This is a genomic window from Jiangella endophytica (assembly GCF_003427025.1).
In the GTDB taxonomy this organism is placed as follows: Bacteria; Actinomycetota; Actinomycetes; order Jiangellales; family Jiangellaceae; genus Jiangella; species Jiangella endophytica.
On sequence record NZ_QVAI01000017.1, the window covers coordinates 50,056 to 68,381 of the forward strand.

The following is an 18,326-nucleotide window of genomic DNA, read 5'->3' on the forward strand; positions in this document are numbered from 1 at the left end:
ACTCGGGAGACGTGGGGTGACGGCACGACCGGGCGCCGGGCCGAATCCGCCGGAATCGATTGTGCGACCACCGCTCACCAGGCAAGATGGCATCCGTGACTGCCACGCGTCAGCGGGGGCTGGTAACGCTCGTCGTAGTCGCGTTCACCACGTTCCTCGCCGCCGGCTCGGCGGTGGCCGAGCCGCCGTTCAACGTCCCGGGGCCCATCACGGACCGGGCCGGTGCCCTGTCGGGCGACGACGAGCAGCGCGTCCAGGCGTCCTTCGACCGTCTGACCGACGACGCCGGGCTGCAGATGTTCGTCGTCTACGTCGACAGCTTCGACGGCGTCGACGGCCAGGCCTGGGCGAACGAGACCGCTACGGCGTCGGGGCTGGGCACCGACGACATCCTGCTGGCGGTCGCGCTCCAGGACCGCTCGTTCGGCATCTCGGTCGCCGACGAGCTGGACCTGACCGACGAGCAGCTGGACGAGGTCCGGCAGAACGACATCCGCCCGCGGCTCAGCATCGAGGACTGGGCCGGCGCGGCCATCGCCGGCGCCGACGGGTACCGCGAGGCCGCCACCGGCTCCGGCTCCGGCGGCTCGGCCACGCCCTGGGTGGTCGGCGGCGTCGTGGTGGCCGGCGCGGGCGCTGCCGGCTGGTGGGTCCTGCGCCGCCGGCGGCGCGACCAGGCCGGTGCACCGGTCGGTCCGGACGGGCAGCCACTGGACGAGCTGGCCGGGCTGTCGCTGGACGAGCTGGACAAGCGCGCCAGCGCGGCGCTGGTCGACATCGACGACGCGCTCAAGACCTCGGAGCAGGAGCTCGGGTTCGCCCAGGCGCAGTTCGGCATCGAGGCGACCACCGAGTTCGGCGAGCTGCTGACCACCGCGAAGACCCAGGTCGCCGGCGCCTTCGCGCTGCGACAGCGGCTCGACGACTCCGAGCCCGAGACCGAGCAGCAGGCACGCGCCATGACGACGCAGATCATCGTGACCTGCCGCGAGGTCAGCGACGCCCTCGACGCCCAGGTCGACGCGTTCGACCAGCTCCGCGACCTGCAGGCGCGCGCACCGGAGGTGCTGGTCGAGACCGCGCAGCGCGCCGCCGAGGTCGAAGGACGGCTGCCCGCCGCCCGGGCCCAGCTCGAGCAGCTCGCTCTCCGCTATCAGCCGGCCGCGCTGGCCTCGGTGAGCGGCAATCCCGACCAGGCCGCCCGGCTGCTGACGGCGGCCAAGGAGGCCGTCGCGGCCGGGCAGCGGTCCATGCAGACCGACGACCGCGCGACCGCCGTCGCCCAGGCGCGGGCCGCCGAGGACGCCGTCGGGCAGGCGGCCAAGCTGCTCGACGCCGTCGCGAGCGCCAGGGACGAGCTGGAGACCGCCGGTGAGCGCATCGGCAAGGCGATCGAGTCGGTGTCGCTGGACATCGCCGACGCCGCGCGGCTGGCGCCGTCAGATCCGGCCGTCTCCGCGGCGAGCGCGACCGCCCAGCAGGCCGTCGCAGCGGGACGGGCCGCCGACCAGGGCGACCCACTGGCCGCATTGCGGCAGCTGGCCGAGGCCGAGACGAAGCTCGACGACCTGCTCGCCCCGGTGCGCGCGGCGGCCGAGGAATCCGAGCGCGCCCGGACCGCCCTGGCCGAGACCGCCGGACGAGTGACGTCGCAGGTCAAGGCCGTCAACGACTTCATCGAGACGAGGCGCGGCGCGGTCGGCACCGAGGCACGGACCCGGTGGTCCGAGGCGGCGCGCCATCTGGAGCAGGGCCGGTCGCTCGCGGCGTCGGACCCGGCGGCCGCCCTCGAGGCCGTCAACCGGGCGGACCAGCTGTCACGGCAGGCCCAGCAGCTCGCCGAGCAGGACGTCGGGCAGTGGGAGCGGCAGCAGAGCGCCGGGCGCGGCGGCGGCACCGACCTCACCTCGATGATCCTCGGCGGCATCCTGATCAACTCGATGGGCCGCGGCGGCGGGATCTTCGGCGGCGGCTCCGGGGGTGGGTTCGGCGGCGGCGGGCGCGGCTCCGGTGGCGGTGGCCGTCGGTCGCCGGGCAGTTTCGGAGGGGGCGGCACCCGGGGTCGCCGGGGAGGCGGTGGCCGGTTCTGACACTGCGTTGTGACTCTCATCCGATTCGCGGCTCCACGGGGGGCCAGGAACGAAGGACGACACCATGGCTGAGAAGCAATCGATCCTCGGGCGCATCTCCCAACTGGCCAAGGCCAACATCAACTCGCTGCTGGACCGGGCCGAGGACCCTGAGCTCATGCTCGACCAGATGGTCCGCGACTACACCGCGAACATCGCCGAGGCCGAGCAGGCCGTCGCGCAGACCATCGGCAACCTCCGGCTGGCCGAGCAGGACCACGCCGAGGACGTCCGCGCCGCCACCGAGTGGGGCAACAAGGCACTGGCCGCCTCGCAGCGCGCCGACCAGCTGCGCGCCAGCGGCGACACCGCCGACGCCGACAAGTTCGACAACCTCGCCAAGGTCGCCATCGGCAAGCAGATGGGGTTCGAGACCGAGGCCAGGACCGCCGAGCCGATGATCGCCTCGCAGCGCGAGGTCGTCGAGAAGCTCAAGGCCGGGCTGACCGGCATGAAGGACAAGCTCGGCGACCTCAAGAACAAGCGCGACGAGCTGGTCGCACGGGCCAAGAGCGCCCAGGCGCAGGCCCAGGTGCAGGACGCGGTGAAGTCCATCGACATCTTCGACCCCACCAGCGAGGTCTCCCGGTTCGAGGAGAAGGTGCGGCGGCAGGAGGCGCAGGTCGCCGGCGCCGCCGAGGTCGCCGCGTCGTCGATCGACATGCAGTTCGAGGAGCTCGAGGACAGCGCGAAGTCGGTCGAGGTCGAGGCGCGGCTGGCCGAGTTGAAGAGCGGCCGGGCGCCGGCCATCGGCAGCTGACCGGGCCCGCCGGCCGGGAGGACGGTTACCGCGGAGTGCCCGACGCACTCCGAAGTGCCGTCTTCCGCTCCGGCCCGTCGCGTTCGACGATGACGATGTGAGCACCGCGTTCGCCGAGCTCCGGCCCGACGCCGAGCGGATCCTCGGCAGCATCGTCTACGCCACCATGACCACCGTCGACCAGCTGCACCGGCCGCGCTCGCGGGTGCTGATCGCCGTCTGGGAGGTGGCCGACGGCGCCCCGCTCGGCTGGCTCGCGACGTTCCCGACGCCGGTCAAGGTCGCTCACCTGGCCGCGAACCCGCACGCGACGTTCTCGTACTGGAGCGCCGCCCAGGACACCGTCGCCTTCGACACGGTCGCGACCTGGGTCGACGACGCCGAGACGAAGCGGCGGGTGTGGCGGCTGTACGAGCAGGGCAGCCCGCGCGGCGTCGGCTACCCGCCGGGCCGGTTCTGGCCGTCGCCGGAGCACGCGTCGTTCGGGGTGCTGCGGCTGGAGCCGTACCGGGTCCAGGTGCTGCTCGGCCGCGATCTGGCCGCCGGCCGGCCCTCGCGGATCTGGACCCCGGCACCGGCCGCCAGCGCCTGACTCACACCGGCCTCGGGCCGCTGTCGTGCGACAGTTCGCCGATGCGGGCCGCGTTGGCCGTCCCCGGCTGGTCGCGGCTGAATGCTCGCCCCGTTACCCATTCGCCGTGGTCGTCGGCCTCGTCGCTGCCGCGCGTTGACCTGCGCCCGTTGCCCGGCGCCTGGTGCGCGTTGTCCGGTCTTTGATAGCCGGAGAGCTGGTTCCGGTGCCGTTGGTGGGCTGTTCGCGTGGTTCCGGCTATCGAGGTCGGCCCGGGGCGGCGGCGTCACTCGTCTCGTGGGCACGTCACCCGCCGTATCGCCGCGTGGGCGTCGTCGGAGGCGGGGGTGCGGTGCTGGCGCGGGTGAGGTGCTCCCGGCCTGAGAGATCGGGCGCCAGGGGACGGCCAACCTGCGGCCCCGGCGAACGCGGCGGCCAAGCCACGAGAACCCCGGCCCGACCCCCACACCGCGCGGACGTCAACACCCCGAAACCACGCGCGCGGCAACCGAAAACGTGCCAGCACAACACACCGCCGCACGCGCCACCACCCCGCGACCACCGGCCCATCCACGGCTGCGGCGACCGAAACGCGGCAGGACGCACGCGTCAGGGACCCCTGACCACCTGCGCGACCGCCTCGGCGGCGACGGAGGCCAGCGACGCGGGCGCCCCGGCGCGAACCCGCAGGCGCAACGCCGCCGGCTCGATCGGCGGCAGCCCGGCCAGCGGCACCAGTCCCTCCGGCCGTCCGCCCACCCCGGCCAGCACCGCCACCCCGAGGCCGGCCCGCGCCGCCGCCAGGATGCCCGCGAGGTAGGCCGCCTCGCAGGCGATCGCCGGCTCCCGCCCGGCCGCCCCGAGCGCGTCGACCGCCCGCCGCCGCAGCGCGCACGGTTCGTCGAACACCACCAGCGGCAGCGGCTCGCCGGGCGGCGGCAGCCGGAACGTCGGCGCGGCGTACCAGCGCAGCGGCAGCATGCCGGCGAACTCGCCGCGGTCCGCGCTCAGCACGACCGCGACGTCGACGCTGCCGTTGTCGACGGCCTGGGCGAGCCGGCCGCTGCGGTCCAGCCGGAACCGGACCTGGCGTCGCGGGAAGACCGCCCGCAGCGCCGTCGCGATCTCCGGCAGCAGCTGGTCGGCGGCGTGCTCGGAGGAGCCGACCACGATGACGCCGTCGGAGGTCTCGACGCCGAGCCGGCGCAGCGCCTCGTCGTGCGCGGTGAGGATGCGCCGGGCCTCGGCCAGCAGCGCCTCGCCCTCAGGGGTGAACCGGCCGCGGCGCCCGTCGCGCACGACGAGCGGCCGGTCGAGTACCTTCTCCAGCTTGCGGACGTGCTGGCTGACCGCGCTCTGGGTGATGTGCAGGGCGGCCGCGGCGCGGTGGAACCCGCCGCACTCGGCGACGGCGACGAGGCTGCGCAGCGGCACGATGTCGAGCACGGCGCTCATGCCACGACCACCGGACCGATCAGCGATCGCGATCGATCACGATCAGTATTCGATGTTGGACAGAACGGGGCCGATCCCCCCAGAATCGTTGGCATGACCCCACTCCAGGACACCGCCACCGGCGAGCGGCTCGCTCGCACGGCACTGCGGTGCGCCCTGGAGCCGGCCCGCATCCTGACGGTCCGTCGCAGCGTCGACCTGCTGCGCACGGCCAGCGCGCTCTGTCGCTGATCTCCCACTCCGGCACCACCTCGCTCGCCTGACGGCGGGCGGCCGCCTGCCGCCATCACGACCTAAAGCCTACTAAATCGATCGGCTTAGAGTTTTTCAATCGACGGAGCGCCCATGAAGAGCACTCGCATCCTGACCGCCCTCGCCGCCGCCCTGCTCCTGCTGGCCGGCTGCGCGGGCGGCGACACCGCGCCGACCAGCCAGGACGGCGACCAGACCAGCGGTGGCAGCCTCACCTGGGGCTGGCACCTCCCGTCCACCTGGGACCCGGTGACGTCCACCGTCGGGCAGGACGTGCACGTGCTGTCGCTCGCCTACGCGGCGCTGACCAAGCAGGACGTCGACGGCAACGCGGTACCGGCGCTCGCGGAGTCGTGGGAGTACAACGAGACCGGCGACGAGGTCACCTTCACGCTGCGCGAGGGGCTGACGTTCACCGACGGCACGCCGCTGGACGCGGAGGCCGTGAAGTCCAGCCTGCTGCGCGGCCGTGACGCACCGGACTCCACCATCGGGGCGCAGCTCGCCGTCGTCACGGACGTCCGGGTGGACAGCCCGACCGAGGTGACGCTGCTGCTCAACCAGCCCGACTACCAGATCCCGCTGCTGCTGTCGGGCAAGACCGGGATGATCGTCAGCCCGGCCGCGGTCGAGGCCGACGTCGAAGCGCTCGCGACGAAGCCGGTCGGCGCCGGACCGTTCGCGCTGGACGAGTACGTGCCGGCGTCGCACGCCACGCTGCACAAGAACGAGGACTACTGGGACGCCGACGCCATCCTGGTCGACGACTTCGAGCTGCGGGTGCCGCCGGACCCGACCGTCGCCGTCGCCGGCATCCAGTCCGGCCAGTTCGACGTCGCCGTCATCCCGCCGGCGCAGATCGAGGCGGCCCGTGCCGCCGGGCTCGAGGTCGAGGTCATCGACGTGTTCACGGTGCGCGTGCTGGACGTGAACAACACCGTCGAGCCGTTCGACGACCCGCGGGTCACGCAGGCGATCAGCCACGCCATCAACCGGCAGGAGCTGGTCGACGTCGCGTTCTTCGGCGAGGGCGACCCGAACTGGCAGCCGTTCCCGCGCGACTACCTCGCCTGGAACGAGGAGCTGGACGAGCTGTACACGTTCGACCAGGACCGCGCCCGCGAGCTGCTCGCCGAGGCCGGCTACGCCGACGGCGTCGCTGTCACGCTCACCACGCAGGCCGAGAACGACCCGCTCGCCGAGCTGCTCCAGCAGCAGCTCCAAGCGGTCGGCATCGACGTGACGCTGGAGGTCGCGACGCCCGGCGCGAACAACTACGTGACCCGGCAGTACCCGTTCGTCGTCGACAGCTTCTCCGGCCGCGAGTCGCCGCTGCAGGCACTGGAGGTGCTGTTCGGGCCGGAAGGGCTGATGAACCTGGGCCGCAACGCGCCGCCGGAGATCCAGCAGGCCATCGACGTCGCTCGATCCACCCCGCTGGACGACCCCGGCTACGACCAGGCGGTCCAGGACGCGGTCGCCGCCGCCGTCACGACGATGCCGAACACGTTCCTGTTCACCTGGCCGCGGATCTTCGCCCGCGACCCGTCCGCGCAGGGCCTCGAGCACTACATCGGCACCCAGCGGTTCGAGGGCGTCACGGTGGGGCGGTGACGGTGTGCGGGCACTGCACGCGGTGGGCCGGGCCGCGCTGATCGCCGTCCCGGTGCTGCTGATCTCGACGTTCATCACGTTCGGGCTGGGCGCGCTGAGCGATCAGAACCCGGCCGCGGCGGCGATGGGCGAGACCGCGACCCAGGCCGACATCGACCGGCTCAACCACGAGTTCGGGCTGGACCGGCCGTTCCTGGAGCGGTACGTGACCTGGATCGCCGACGCCTTCACCGGCAACCTCGGCCGGTCCTGGTTCACGCACATCCCGGTGGCCGAGAGCATCGGGCAGCGACTGCCGGTCAGCCTGTCGATCGCGGCGCTGGCGCTGCTGCTGGCGGTCGTGCTGGGCGCGGCCGCCGGCATCGGGGCGGCGCTGAACGCGGGCGGCTGGTTCGACCGCGCGGTGACGGCGGTGTGCGCGGCGCTGTCGACGATCCCGGCGTTCGTGGCCGGCATCGCGCTGATCGTGGTGTTCGCGGTGCTGGTCCCGGTCTTCCCGGCCGGCGGGTACGTGCCGCCGTCGCAGGGCGTCGGACCGTGGCTGACCTATCTGATCCTGCCCGCCGTCGCGCTCAGCCTGGACAGCGCGGCCGACCTCGCCCGCCAGCTGCGCACCGGCCTGGTCGGGACGCTGCGGGAGAACTACGTGACCGGCGCGGTGGTCCGCGGCCTCGGCCCGCGCCGGGTGGTGTTCGGCCACGCGCTGCGCAACGGCGCCGGCCCGGCCGTCGCGGTGCTCGGGTTGCACGTGCCGCGGCTGATCGGCGGCGCCGTCATCACCGAGACGGTGTTCGCGATGCCGGGGCTCGGGCAGCTGGCGACGACCGGCGCGCTGCAGGGCGACGTGCCCGTGGTGCAGGGGACGCTGCTGGTGGCGATCGCGCTGGTGCTGGTCTCCAGCGTGCTGGTCAACGTGGCACTGGCGCGGCTGCGGCCGGGATCGGGGCGGACGGTATGAGGGCGCTGCGGTCGGCCGTCCGGTTGCGGGCGGCGAAGATCGCGCTGGCGGTGCTCGGCGTCGTCGTCGTGCTCATGGTCGCCGGCGAGTGGCTGGCGCCGTACGACCCGCTGCACCAGGACACGACGGCGATCCTGGCCGGTCCCAGCGCGGAGCACTGGCTGGGCACCGACTACGTGGGCCGCGACGTGCTCAGCCGGTTGCTGGCCGGGTCGCGACTGTCGGTGATCGCGGCGGCCGAGGCGGTCGGGCTGGGGCTGCTGCTCGGCGTGCTGCCGGGGCTGGCCTCGGTGTACTTCGGCCCGGTCTTCGAGTGGCTGTCGCTGCGGGTGATGGACGGGCTGATGGCGCTGCCGTTCATCATCTTCGCGATCGCCGTGGCCGCCCTGCTGGGCAACGGGCTGCACCAGGCCATGTTCGCCGTCGGGGTGCTCATGGCGCCGTCCTTCTACCGGGTCACCCGGGCCGCGGCGATCGGGCTGCGGCAGGCGCAGTACGTCGAGGCGGCGACGCTGTTCGGCGCGACCCGCTGGCGCGTCGTGCGCACCCACGTCTGGCAGAAGGTGCTGCCGACGGTCGTCGTGACGACGGCGACGGCGATGGCCGGCGCGCTGCTGGTGGTGTCGTCGCTGACGTTCCTCGGCATCGGTGTGCAGCCGCCCGCGCCGACGTGGGGCGGGATGCTGGCCAGCGACCTCGGCTACCTCACCCAGCGCCCGTTCGGCCCGGTCGCGCCGGCGCTGCTGATCATCGTGACCGTCGCGGCGCTCAACGCGCTGGCCGACGCCATCCGCGACGCCACCGGCGACGGTGCCCCGGCGTCCTCCGTCCCCGCCCCGCAGGAGGTCCTCGATGACGTCCCCGCTGCTCGCGTCTGACCCGGCGGCGGCCGCGTCCGCCGCCGCTCCCCTGCTCCGCGTCGACGACCTGCACCTCACCGCCGGAGCCCGCGAGCTGGTGCACGGTGTGAGCTTCGGCCTCGCGCCCGGCGAGGCGATCGGCCTGGTCGGCGAGTCCGGCAGCGGCAAGACGCTGACCTGCCGGGCGATCCTCGGCGTCCCGCCGCCCGGCGTCACCGTCAGCGGCGGGACGATCCGGCTGGCCGGCGAGGATGTCGCGGCGTACACGCGTCGGCAGTGGGACCGGGTGCGCGGGCCGCGGATCGCCGCGGTGTTCCAGGACCCGGCGTCCTACCTGAACCCGTCGCTGACCGTGGGCCGGCAGCTCACCGAGGTGCTGCGGGTGAAGAACGGCCTGCACCGCCGCGTCGCCAGGGCGCGCGCCGTCGAGCTGCTCGCGTCGATGGGGCTGCACCGGCCCGAGCACGTGCACGACCAGTACCCGTACGAGCTGTCCGGCGGCATGCTGCAGCGGGTCCTCATCGCGATCGCGGTCTCCGGCGACCCGGACCTGCTGGTCGCCGACGAGGCGACGACGGCGCTCGACGTCACCGTCCAGGCCGAGGTGCTGGACCTGATCGCGACGCTGCGCGCGGAACGGCAGCTGTCGCTGCTGCTGGTCTCGCACGACCTCGCCGTCGTGGCGCAGCTGTGCGACCGGGTCGTCGTGCTGCGCCACGGGCGGGTGGTCGAGTCCGGCCCGACCCGCCAGGTGCTCGACGAGCCCGCCGACCCGTACACCCGCGCGCTGGTCGCCGACCACCGCGAGTACGGCCTGGACCGGCTGGCGACGCGGTGACGGCCGCGTTGGAGGCGGACGGCGTCGAGGTCTGGCTCGGCCGCCGGGCGAAGTCGCGGATCCTCGACGGCGTCGGTCTGACGGCTCGATCCGGCGAGATCGTCGGGCTGATCGGCGAGACCGGCTCCGGCAAGACGACGCTGGCCCGGGCGATCGTCGGGCTGGCGCCGCTGCACGCCGGCACCGTGCGCGTCGACGGCACGCCGGTGTCCGGGCTGCGCGGCGCCGAGCTGCGGCGGTTCCGGCGCACCGGCCGCGTGCAGTACGTGTTCCAGGACCCGCTGCGCTCGCTCGATCCCGATGTGACCGTGCTCGACTCCGTCGCCGAAGGGCCGGCGATCCGCGGCGACGGCCGGGCCGCGGACCGGCGGGCGCGCGCCGTCGCCGCGCTGGAGCAGGTCGGACTGGATCCGGCGCTGGGCGACCGGCTGCCCGGCCGGCTCTCCGGCGGCCAGCGCCAGCGGGTCACGATCGCCCGCGCGCTCGCCGTCGACCCCCGGGTGCTGCTCCTGGACGAGCCGGTCAGCGCGCTGGACGCGGCCAACCGCAACCACGTGCTGCGGGTGCTGGACCGGCTGCGGCGCGAGCGCGAGGTCGCGATCGTGATGATCTCGCACGACCTCGGCTCGCTGGCCGGCATCGCCGACCGGATCGTCGTCCTCTACCGCGGCCGAGTGGTCGAGGAGGGCCCGGCGGCCCGGGTGCTGCTGGAGCCCGAGGACCCCTACACGCAGCGGCTCATCGCGTCCGTCCCCAGCATCGACGGGCCCCGTCCCACCTACGCAAGGAGCACGAGATGACAGTGGAAGTTCTCGGCATGGTCGGCACGAAGGAGGGTTCGGAGAGCCTCGGCTGGCGCCCCGGGCCCGTGGTCGACGCCGCCTACCTGCGCCGGTTCGCGCAGGCGCACGAGCTGGCCGGGTTCGACCGGGTGCTGATCGGCTACAGCGCGTCGTCGCCGGACGGGTTCGCCGTCGCCGCGAGCGTGCTGCACCAGACCGAGCGGCTCAAGGTGCTCATCGCGCACCGGCCCGGGTTCGTCCAGCCGACGCTGGTGGCCCGCAAGCTGGCCACGCTGGACCACCTGACCGGCGGCGGCCGCGTCGCGATCCACCACATCACCGGCGGCAGCGAGCAGGACCAGCAGCGCGACGGCGACTACGCCGAGAAGGACGCGCGGTACCGGCGCACCGGCGAGTTCATCGAGGTGCTGCGCCGCACGCTCAGCTCCGACGAGCCGTTCGACCACGAGGGCGAGTTCTACCGGTACACCGGCGCGTTCAGCACGGTGAAGCCCGCGACGCCGGCCGGCATCCCGGTGTTCTTCGGCGGCCAGTCCGACGCCGCCGTCGAGACCGGGGCTCGGCACACCGACGTCTACATGCTGTTCGGCGAGCCGCTGGCGGCGACGGCGGAGCGCATCGCGTTGGTCCGGGCGCGCGCCGCCGAGCTGGGCCGGACGGTCGAGTTCAGCCTGTCGACCCGGCCGATCGTCGCCGACACCGAGGAGGCCGCCTGGGCCAAGGCGCGGCAGATCTACGCCGACGCCGTCGAGGTGAAGGAGAAGGCCGGCACCGAGGACGGCTGGTGGGGCCCGCGCCGCCGCTCGGCCGAGCGAAACGCCGTCTCGTCGAACCGGCTGCAGGAGCACGCCGCGGTCAGCGACGTGCACGACGAGCGGCTCTGGTTCGGCATCACCAAGCTGTTCGGCCCGGCCGGCAACTCGACCGCGCCGGTCGGCACGCCGGAGCAGGTGGCCGAGGCGTTGCTGAAGTACTACGACCTGGGCGTCACCAAGTTCCTGATCCGTGGCTTCGACCCGGTCACCGACGTGCTGCGCTGGGGCGAGGACCTGGTGCCGCTGCTGCGGACCGGCGCCGAGGCGCGGGCGGAGACGGAGGCGGCATGAGCGTCGAGGACGCCAACCGGGTCTGGCACGGGCGGCTCGAGCACATCCGCGGCGCCGGGCTGTCCACCGACACCGCGCAGACCGCCGGGATGCGGCGGTTCGAGGCGATCTCCGGCGCGACCGTGGGGTCGTCGAAGCTGTGGATGGGCCGCACCGACGTCGCGCCCGCCACGAACTCCGGCGACCACCACCACGGCGAGGCCGAGACCGCCATCTACGTGAAGTCCGGGCACCCGGTGTTCGTCTTCGCCGACGGCGACCAGGAGATCCGGATCGAGACCGAGCCGGGCGACTTCGTCTTCGTGCCGCCGTACGTGCCGCACCGCGAGGAGAACCCGTCACCGGACGAGGAGGCGGTCGTGGTGATCGCCCGCAGCACCCAGGAGGGAATCGTGGTCAACCTGCCCAGTCTCTGGGCCACCGACGGCGTCGCCGCCGACGCCGAGTGCGCGCCGGAGGCCGAATCGTGAGCGTCGTCGAGACGGCGCCGGGCGCCGTCGCCTTCGATCCGCCGGCCGGGGTGACGGCGCGCGGCACCGTCGTGGTGCTGCCCGGCCGCGGCGAGCACGGCGGCGTGTACGAGCGGTTCGGCCGGCGGCTGGCCGCCGACGGGTACGTGGTGCGGGCGCTGGACCAGGCGCCGTCGACGGCGGACGCGGCCGGCGCCGCCGTGGCCGCGGTGCTCACCGACACCGGGCTGCCGCGGCCCTACGTGCTGGCCGGGTCCGACACCGGCGCGGTGCTCGCGCTGGCGGTGGCCGGGCCGGTCGGCGCCGACGCCGTCATCGTGGCCGGATATCCGGTGATCGCGGGGTTCGACGCGGCCTCGGTGGACGCCGAGATCGAGGCGCGCACGTCCTGCCCGGTGCACGCCGGCCGGTTGCGCGACGACCCCCGGTTCACCGCCGACGCGCTGGACGGCCCGGTGCCCGACGGCGCCGTCCTGGGCGACGTGGCGATCCCGGTGCTCGCGCTGCACGGCGACGCCGACGCCGTCAGCCCCTACCCCGCCGCCCGGGACGCGCTGTCCGCCGTCGCCGGCCTCGTCCTGGTGACCCTGGCGGGCGGCCGGCACGACGCGTTCAACGACCGGTCACATCGCACCGCCGCCGCCCACGTCGTGCTGTTCCTCGAAGACCTGCGCGCCGGCGCCGCCGTCGCAGCCTCCGAGCGCCTGGACTGAACCACCCCGAGGAGGACCCATGTCCGTCAGCACCGACACCTTCCGCAGCGTCTTCCGCCGGTACGCGACCGGGGTCGTGGTCATCACGGCCTCGGCCGGTGGACGGCCCGCCGGGCTGACCGCGACCTCACTGGCGTCGGTGTCGCTCGACCCGCCGCTGCTGTCGTTCGCGGTGTCGGCGACGGCGTCGGCCTGGCCGGCGTTCGCGGCGGCCGGCTCGATCGTGGTCAACTTCCTCGACGCCGGCCAGGATCACATCGCGACGCGGTTCGCCACCAGCGGCATCGACCGGTTCGCCGCGCCGACGGCATGGTCGCGGCTGGCGTCGGGCGAGCCGGTACTCGACGACGCGCCCAGCCACGTGCGGGCGCAGGTGACGCACCGGCTGCCGGTGGGCGACCACGTCATCGTCGTGGCGCGGGTGGTCGACGCGGCAGTGACGGCCGCGCCGGCCGCCGCCCCGCTGGTCTACCACGCCGGCGCGTACGGCACCGTGGCCAGTCAGGCGGCGGCCAGCACCCGGACGTGACCCTGGGCGCCGTAGTCGAGCAGCGCGCGATCGGCGGTGATCAGGGTGGCGTTCAGGCCGCGTGCGGTGGCGACGATCATCCGGTCGGCGGGATCGCGCGGGAGCTCGCCGGGCAGCCGGGTACTGGCGACGGAGATCTCCGGCGCCAGCGGGACGATGTGCAGCGCGGGATGGGTGGCGACGAGCTCGACCCAGGTGCCGATGTCGCGGTAGAGCTGCAGCCGCCCCTTCGCCGCAAGCATGGACACCTCCCACAGGCTGATCGCCGAGAGCTCGGCGCCGTGCTCGTACGACGCATTGGTGATGACCTGCCGGATCTCGCGGGACAGCCGCTCGTCACCGGCGAGCATCCACACCAGCACGTGCGTGTCGAGCACGACGTGGGTCTTGCCCTCCTCGATCACCGCCCGGCGTCCCACTCCTCGTCGACGGGCGCGACGAGATCGTCGTAGCGGCCGATCGACCCGGCCAGAGCGCCGAACAGCGGCGCCGGCGGGGCGACCGGGACCAGCATGGCCACCGGGTGGCCCCGCTTGGTGACCGTGATCGGCTGCCGGGTCCGCGCGACCTCGTCGAGCAGTTGCAGGCACACCGCCTTGAACCGTCCGGCGGCGATCTCAGTACCCGAGGGCTCCGTGGTCATCGACATGCCGTCATGGTCACACGACCTGGTCATCTGGTCAAAGCGACGCGTCAGCAGGCCTTGACCCACGAGCACTCGACGTCGTCGGGCAGCTCGACGGCGGGGATGTCCGCGCTGGTCACGCGGGCAGCAGCGTCCGCCGAGTGCGCGGCCAGCCGGACGGCGACGCGGTCCTCCAGGTCGCTCGGCTTGCCGCTGAGGTAGTCGTTGAACACGACCGAGAAGACCAGCCGCCGGCCGTCGGCGTCGTCGACGTAACCCGACAGCGCCGACGCGCCGGTCAGCGAGCCGGTCTTGGCGTGCACGTTGCCGGCGGCGGGGGTGCCGGCCATCCGCGAGCGCAGGGTGCCGCCGACCAGGCGATCGGACACGCCGGCGATCGGCAGCGCGTCGTACCAGACGTCGAACCAGGGCCGGTCCTGCGCGGCGACCAGCAGGTCGGCCAGCTCGGCGGCCGGGATCAGGTTGCGCCGCGACAGCCCGGAGCCGTCGCGGTTGGCGACGGTGGCGGTGTCGACGCCGTAGCCGGCGAGGCCGTCGCGCAGCACCGCCAGCCCGGCGGCCCAGGTCCCCTCGCCGGCGACCTCACGGCCCATCGCCTTGATCAGCACCTCGGCGTGGCCGTTGTTGCTGAGCTTGAGGAACGGCACCAGCAGCTCGCTCAGCGGCATCGACTCGTGCTCGGCGAGCACGGTGGCGCCGGACGGGGTCGCGCCGCGGCCGGTCCCGCCGGCGACCCGCACACCCTCCGCGGCCAGCGCTTTGACGAACACGTCGGCGGCGTAGTCGGCCGGCTCCTCGACGCTGGCCCACTCGCTCGCGCCGCTGCCGCCGGCCGCGACGGTGCCGGAGACGACGATGCGGTCGCTGCCGTGTTCACGCTCGACGGAGACGTCGGTGGCGGTGCCGGTGGTGGCCTCGTTGACGATGGTGACCGCGTCGGTGTGCGGGGTCAGGGTGACGACCGCGGGGCTGCCCGCCTGGGCGGCCGGATCGACGTTGACGATGACCGTGCCGGCGTCGTAGTCGGTGTCGGGCGCCACGGTGAGCGCGGAGACCGGCGCGGCGTAGTAGTACGGCTCGTCGTCCCAGGCCCAGTCGTTGCCGAGCCGGACGTCGTCGAACCAGGTGTCGTCGGCCAGCACCCGCCCGGACACCACGCGGACACCGCCGGCGGCCAGCTCCTTCGCGAGCTCCGCGTAGTCCGACGCCAGCAGCGTCGGGTCGCCGGTGCCGCGCAGGTACACGTCGCCGCGCAATACGGAGCCGGCGGGCCGGGCCGTCGTCGCGACGGTGGTCGCGAACGTGTGGTCCGGTCCGAGGACGTCCAGCGCGACCGCCGACGTCAGCAGCTTCTCGTTCGACGCCGGCATCAGCCGTTGGGCGCCGTCGTGCTCGTAGAGCGTCTCGCCGGTCGCGGCGTCGCGCACGACGACCGACGCCTGGCCGCCGTCCAGACGCGGATCGGCGAGGATCGCGTCGAGGTCGGCGGTCAGGGCGTCATCGGCCGGAGCCGCATCAGGCTCCGCCGCCAGCAGGTGTGAGGCGACGTTCCCCGTCACGACCAGCGCGGTGGCGCCGGCCGTGACGGCCAGGGTGCGGGTCCAGCTGGCCATCGAGGGCTCCTCGGTATCGGGGGATGATCGATCCGGAGAGCGAAGACGATGGTCTATACCTCTGGTGGTGTCAAGAGGTGGCGCGCGCGGCCGATCGGTTGACGGCGCTGACGATCGCCTTGAGCGAGGCGGTCACGATGTTGGGATCGACGCCGACGCCCCAGAACACCTCGCCGCCGACCGAGCACTCGAGGTAGGCGGCCGCCTTCGCGTCGGCGCCGGAGGTGAGCGCGTGCTCGGCGTAGTCGAGGACCCGGACGTCGTGGCCGATGCTGCGCAGCGCGTCGGTGAACGCGTCGATGGGGCCGTCGCCGCTGCCGTGCAGCACCTGCCGCTCGCCGTCGACGTACACCCCGACCTGCAGGGCGTCGCGCTCCCCCGCCGCCGACGACGTGTGCACCGAGTTCAGCGCCAGCGGCGTCTCGCGCTCGAGGTACTCGGCGCGGAACACCTCGCCCATGCGGGCGGGCTCGACCTCGCCGCCCTCGCCGTCGGTGAGGCCCTGGACCACGCCGGAGAACTCGATCTGCAGCCGGCGCGGGAGGTCCAGCTGGTGCTCGCTCTTCATGATGTAGGCGACGCCGCCCTTGCCGGACTGCGAGTTCACCCGGATGACCGCCTCGTAGGTGCGGCCGACGTCCTTCGGGTCGACCGGCAGGTACGGGACCTCCCACACGTGGTCCTCGACGGCGACGCCGGCCTCCTTGGCGTCGCGCTCCAGCGCCTCGAAGCCCTTCTTGATGGCGTCCTGGTGGCTGCCGGAGAACGCGGTGTAGACGAGGTCGCCGCCCCACGGGTGCCGCTCGGGCACCGGCAGCTGGTTGCAGTACTCGACCGTGCGGCGGATCTCGTCGATGTCGCCGAAGTCGATGCGCGGGTCGATGCCCTGCGTGAACAGGTTCATGCCCAGCGTGACGAGGTCGACGTTGCCGGTGCGCTCGCCGTTGCCGAACAGACACCCCTCGACGCGGTCGGCGCCGGCCAGCAGCCCCAGCTCGGCCGCCGCGACCGCCGTCCCGCGGTCGTTGTGCGGGTGCAGAGACAGGATCATCGACTCGCGGTGCGGCAGGTTGCGGTTCATCCACTCGATGGAGTCGGCGTACACGTTCGGCGTCGCCATCTCGACCGTCGCCGGCAGGTTCACGATCATCCGGCGGTCCGGCGTCGGCTGCAGCACGTCGGCGACGGCGCCGCAGATCTCGGCGGCGTAGTCGAGTTCGGTGCCGGTGTAGGACTCCGGCGAGTACTCCCAGTAGATCTCGGTGTCCGGGGTGATCGCCTCGGCGTACTTCTGCGCCGCCCGCGCGCCCGTGGTCGCGATGTCGGTGATGCCGGCGCGGTCGAGGCCGAACACGACGCGGCGCTGCAGGATGGACGTCGAGTTGTACAGGTGCACGATCGCCTGCTTCGCGCCCACGAGCGACTGGAACGTCCGCTCGATGAGGTGGTCGCGGCACTGCGTCAGCACCTGGATGACGACGTCGTCGGGGATGAGCTCGCCCTCGATGAGCTGGCGGACGAAGTCGAAGTCGGTCTGGCTGGCGGCCGGGAAACCGACCTCGATCTCCTTGTAGCCCATCTTCACCAGCAGCTGGAACATGCGCAGCTTGCGCTCGGCGTTCATCGGGTCGATGAGCGCCTGGTTGCCGTCGCGCAGGTCGACCGCGCACCACTGGGGCGCGGTGGTGATGCGCTTCGTGGGCCAGGTGCGGCCGGGGAGGTCGACGACGATCTGCTCGTGGAACGGCCGGTAGCGGCTCGCGGGCATGCCGGACGGCTGTTGGGTGGGCGGCCAGACGTTGGCGATGGTCATGGCGGAGGGGCTCCTGCTCGGGATGGTCGTACAGAGCGCGACCGGCAGCGCGAACTCACCGCGATGAGGGAGCCGGTCTAGCGGACCCCATCGCGGCAGCTAAGCAGGAGGCTCGAACGCCGCATGAAGAGAGACTCTAGCACTGGCCGCCGTGGCCCGGTCTCTCCCACCCTCGCTCGGTCAGAAGCCCAGCCGGCCCAGCTGCTTGGGGTCGCGCTGCCAGTCCTTGGCCACCTTGACGTGCAGGTCGAGGTACACCGGCGTGCCGAGCAGCCGCTCGATCTGCGTCCGCGCCTTGGTGCCGACGTCGCGCAGCCGGGCGCCCTTGCGGCCGATGACGATCGCCTTCTGGCTGTCGCGCTCGACGTAGAGGCTGGCGTGGATGTCTAGCAGCGGCCGGTCCTCGGGACGGTCCTCGCGCGGGATCATCTCCTCGACGACGACGGCGATGGAGTGCGGCAGCTCGTCGCGGACGCCTTCGAGCGCGGCCTCGCGGACCAGCTCGGCGATCAGCGTCTCCTCCGGCTCGTCGGTCAGCTCGCCGTCGGGGTACAGCGGCGGACCCTCGGGCAGCTGGGCCAGCAGCAGCTCGGTGAGCAGCCCGACGCGGTCGGCGCCGGCCGAGGCACGCTTCCCAGCCGAGGGCGCAAGTCGTTCCGTCGCCGACACGGGGACGACGTCGGCCCACTCGATGCCGGCCTCGGCACCGAGCTCGGCGACGGCCGTCAGCTGCTCGGCCAGCCGCCCGGCGCTGACGAGGTCGGACTTCGTGACGACGGCCAGCTTCGGCGTCCGCTTGAGCGCGGCCAGCTCGCCGGCGATGAAGCGGTCTCCCGGCCCGATGGTCTCGTTGGCCGGCACGCACAGCCCGATGACGTCGACCTCGGCCCACGTGGTGCGGACGAGGTCGTTGAGCCGCTGGCCCAGCAGCGTCCGCGGCCGGTGCAGCCCGGGGGTGTCGACGATGATCAGCTGGCCGTCGGGCCGGTGCACGATGCCGCGGATGGCGTGCCGGGTGGTCTGCGGCCGGTTCGAGGTGATCGCGATCTTCTCGCCGACCACGGCGTTGGTCAGGGTCGACTTGCCCGCATTGGGCCGCCCGACGAAGCAGGCGAAGCCCGAACGGAAGCCCTCGTAGTCACCGATCACGGTGTCGAGTCTCCCACCTCGGGCGCCGCCCCGTCGCCGAGTTGTAC

Annotated in this window: 19 protein-coding genes; 13 read left to right on the forward strand and 6 right to left on the reverse strand. The window is 73.3% G+C overall.

Features of this window, described 5'->3' with window-relative positions; all coding sequences use genetic code 11:
- Nucleotides 1–86: 86 nt before the first annotated feature.
- The 3 genes from DZA62_RS27290 to DZA62_RS27300 all read left to right on the forward strand — a co-directional run bounded on the left by DZA62_RS27290 (nt 87) and on the right by DZA62_RS27300 (nt 3,481).
- Nucleotides 87–2,090: a TPM domain-containing protein gene (locus DZA62_RS27290; RefSeq protein ID WP_116952117.1), complete on the forward strand. Its 2,004-nt coding sequence runs from the start codon at nt 87–89 to the stop codon at nt 2,088–2,090.
- 64 nt (nt 2,091–2,154) lie between these two features.
- The gene (locus tag DZA62_RS27295) at nt 2,155–2,889 is read left to right on the forward strand and encodes a PspA/IM30 family protein (RefSeq protein WP_116952118.1); all 735 of its coding nucleotides are present in this window, start codon (nt 2,155–2,157) and stop codon (nt 2,887–2,889) included.
- Between the two features lie 97 nt (nt 2,890–2,986).
- On the forward strand, nt 2,987–3,481 hold the full coding sequence (locus DZA62_RS27300) for a pyridoxamine 5'-phosphate oxidase family protein (RefSeq protein ID WP_116952119.1): 495 nt from the start codon (nt 2,987–2,989) through the stop codon (nt 3,479–3,481).
- Between the two features lie 588 nt (nt 3,482–4,069).
- Here DZA62_RS27300 and DZA62_RS27305 read toward each other — a convergent pair.
- Nucleotides 4,070–4,915 carry a LysR family transcriptional regulator gene (locus DZA62_RS27305; protein WP_116952120.1) on the reverse strand — a complete coding sequence of 282 codons (846 nt, stop codon included), beginning with the start codon at nt 4,913–4,915 and terminating at the stop codon, nt 4,070–4,072.
- Nucleotides 4,916–5,008: 93 nt separating this feature from the next.
- Between DZA62_RS27305 and DZA62_RS35970 the strand changes: the two genes are divergently transcribed.
- From DZA62_RS35970 to DZA62_RS27350, 10 genes are all read left to right on the forward strand, one after another.
- Nucleotides 5,009–5,146 (forward strand): hypothetical protein, encoded by a 138-nt coding sequence (locus DZA62_RS35970; RefSeq protein ID WP_157987944.1) that lies wholly within the window; start codon nt 5,009–5,011, stop codon nt 5,144–5,146.
- 114 nt (nt 5,147–5,260) lie between these two features.
- Nucleotides 5,261–6,781 (forward strand): ABC transporter substrate-binding protein, encoded by a 1,521-nt coding sequence (locus DZA62_RS27310; RefSeq protein ID WP_116952121.1) that lies wholly within the window; start codon nt 5,261–5,263, stop codon nt 6,779–6,781.
- Nucleotides 6,782–6,785: 4 nt separating this feature from the next.
- The gene (locus DZA62_RS27315; RefSeq protein WP_116952122.1) at nt 6,786–7,739 is read left to right on the forward strand and encodes an ABC transporter permease; all 954 of its coding nucleotides are present in this window, start codon (nt 6,786–6,788) and stop codon (nt 7,737–7,739) included.
- A complete protein-coding gene (locus DZA62_RS27320) occupies nt 7,736–8,617 on the forward strand; it encodes an ABC transporter permease (RefSeq protein ID WP_116952123.1) in 882 nt (293 codons plus the stop codon). Before DZA62_RS27315 ends, DZA62_RS27320 begins: the two co-directional genes overlap by 4 nt.
- The gene (locus DZA62_RS27325) at nt 8,592–9,437 is read left to right on the forward strand and encodes an ABC transporter ATP-binding protein (protein WP_116952124.1); all 846 of its coding nucleotides are present in this window, start codon (nt 8,592–8,594) and stop codon (nt 9,435–9,437) included. Before DZA62_RS27320 ends, DZA62_RS27325 begins: the two co-directional genes overlap by 26 nt.
- On the forward strand, nt 9,434–10,237 hold the full coding sequence (locus tag DZA62_RS27330) for an ABC transporter ATP-binding protein (RefSeq protein ID WP_116952125.1): 804 nt from the start codon (nt 9,434–9,436) through the stop codon (nt 10,235–10,237). Before DZA62_RS27325 ends, DZA62_RS27330 begins: the two co-directional genes overlap by 4 nt.
- Nucleotides 10,234–11,346 carry an LLM class flavin-dependent oxidoreductase gene (locus DZA62_RS27335; RefSeq protein ID WP_116952126.1) on the forward strand — a complete coding sequence of 371 codons (1,113 nt, stop codon included), beginning with the start codon at nt 10,234–10,236 and terminating at the stop codon, nt 11,344–11,346. The genes DZA62_RS27330 and DZA62_RS27335 overlap by 4 nt, the downstream gene beginning before the upstream one ends.
- Entirely contained in the window at nt 11,343–11,816 is a 474-nt protein-coding gene (locus tag DZA62_RS27340; protein ID WP_116952127.1) for a cupin domain-containing protein, read from the forward strand. Before DZA62_RS27335 ends, DZA62_RS27340 begins: the two co-directional genes overlap by 4 nt.
- Nucleotides 11,813–12,529, forward strand: a complete 717-nt coding sequence (locus DZA62_RS27345; protein ID WP_116952128.1) for an alpha/beta hydrolase — start codon at nt 11,813–11,815, stop codon at nt 12,527–12,529. Before DZA62_RS27340 ends, DZA62_RS27345 begins: the two co-directional genes overlap by 4 nt.
- Before the next feature lie 19 nt (nt 12,530–12,548).
- A complete protein-coding gene (locus tag DZA62_RS27350) occupies nt 12,549–13,058 on the forward strand; it encodes a flavin reductase family protein (RefSeq protein WP_116952129.1) in 510 nt (169 codons plus the stop codon).
- Here DZA62_RS27350 and DZA62_RS27355 read toward each other — a convergent pair.
- The 5 genes from DZA62_RS27355 to era form a co-directional block, all read right to left on the reverse strand.
- Entirely contained in the window at nt 13,031–13,462 is a 432-nt protein-coding gene (locus DZA62_RS27355; RefSeq protein WP_198664251.1) for a type II toxin-antitoxin system VapC family toxin, read from the reverse strand. The genes DZA62_RS27350 and DZA62_RS27355 overlap by 28 nt on opposite strands.
- Nucleotides 13,459–13,707, reverse strand: a complete 249-nt coding sequence (locus tag DZA62_RS27360; protein WP_116952130.1) for a type II toxin-antitoxin system Phd/YefM family antitoxin — start codon at nt 13,705–13,707, stop codon at nt 13,459–13,461. Before DZA62_RS27360 ends, DZA62_RS27355 begins: the two co-directional genes overlap by 4 nt.
- A 44-nt stretch (nt 13,708–13,751) precedes the next feature.
- Nucleotides 13,752–15,317, reverse strand: a complete 1,566-nt coding sequence (gene dacB / locus DZA62_RS27365) for a D-alanyl-D-alanine carboxypeptidase/D-alanyl-D-alanine endopeptidase (RefSeq protein WP_116952131.1) — start codon at nt 15,315–15,317, stop codon at nt 13,752–13,754.
- 70 nt (nt 15,318–15,387) lie between these two features.
- Nucleotides 15,388–17,130: a 2-isopropylmalate synthase gene (gene leuA, locus DZA62_RS27370; protein ID WP_116952132.1), complete on the reverse strand. Its 1,743-nt coding sequence runs from the start codon at nt 17,128–17,130 to the stop codon at nt 15,388–15,390.
- A gap of 180 nt (nt 17,131–17,310) precedes the next feature.
- On the reverse strand, nt 17,311–18,279 hold the full coding sequence (era, locus tag DZA62_RS27375; RefSeq protein WP_116952133.1) for a GTPase Era: 969 nt from the start codon (nt 18,277–18,279) through the stop codon (nt 17,311–17,313).
- Nucleotides 18,280–18,326 lie beyond the last annotated feature (47 nt).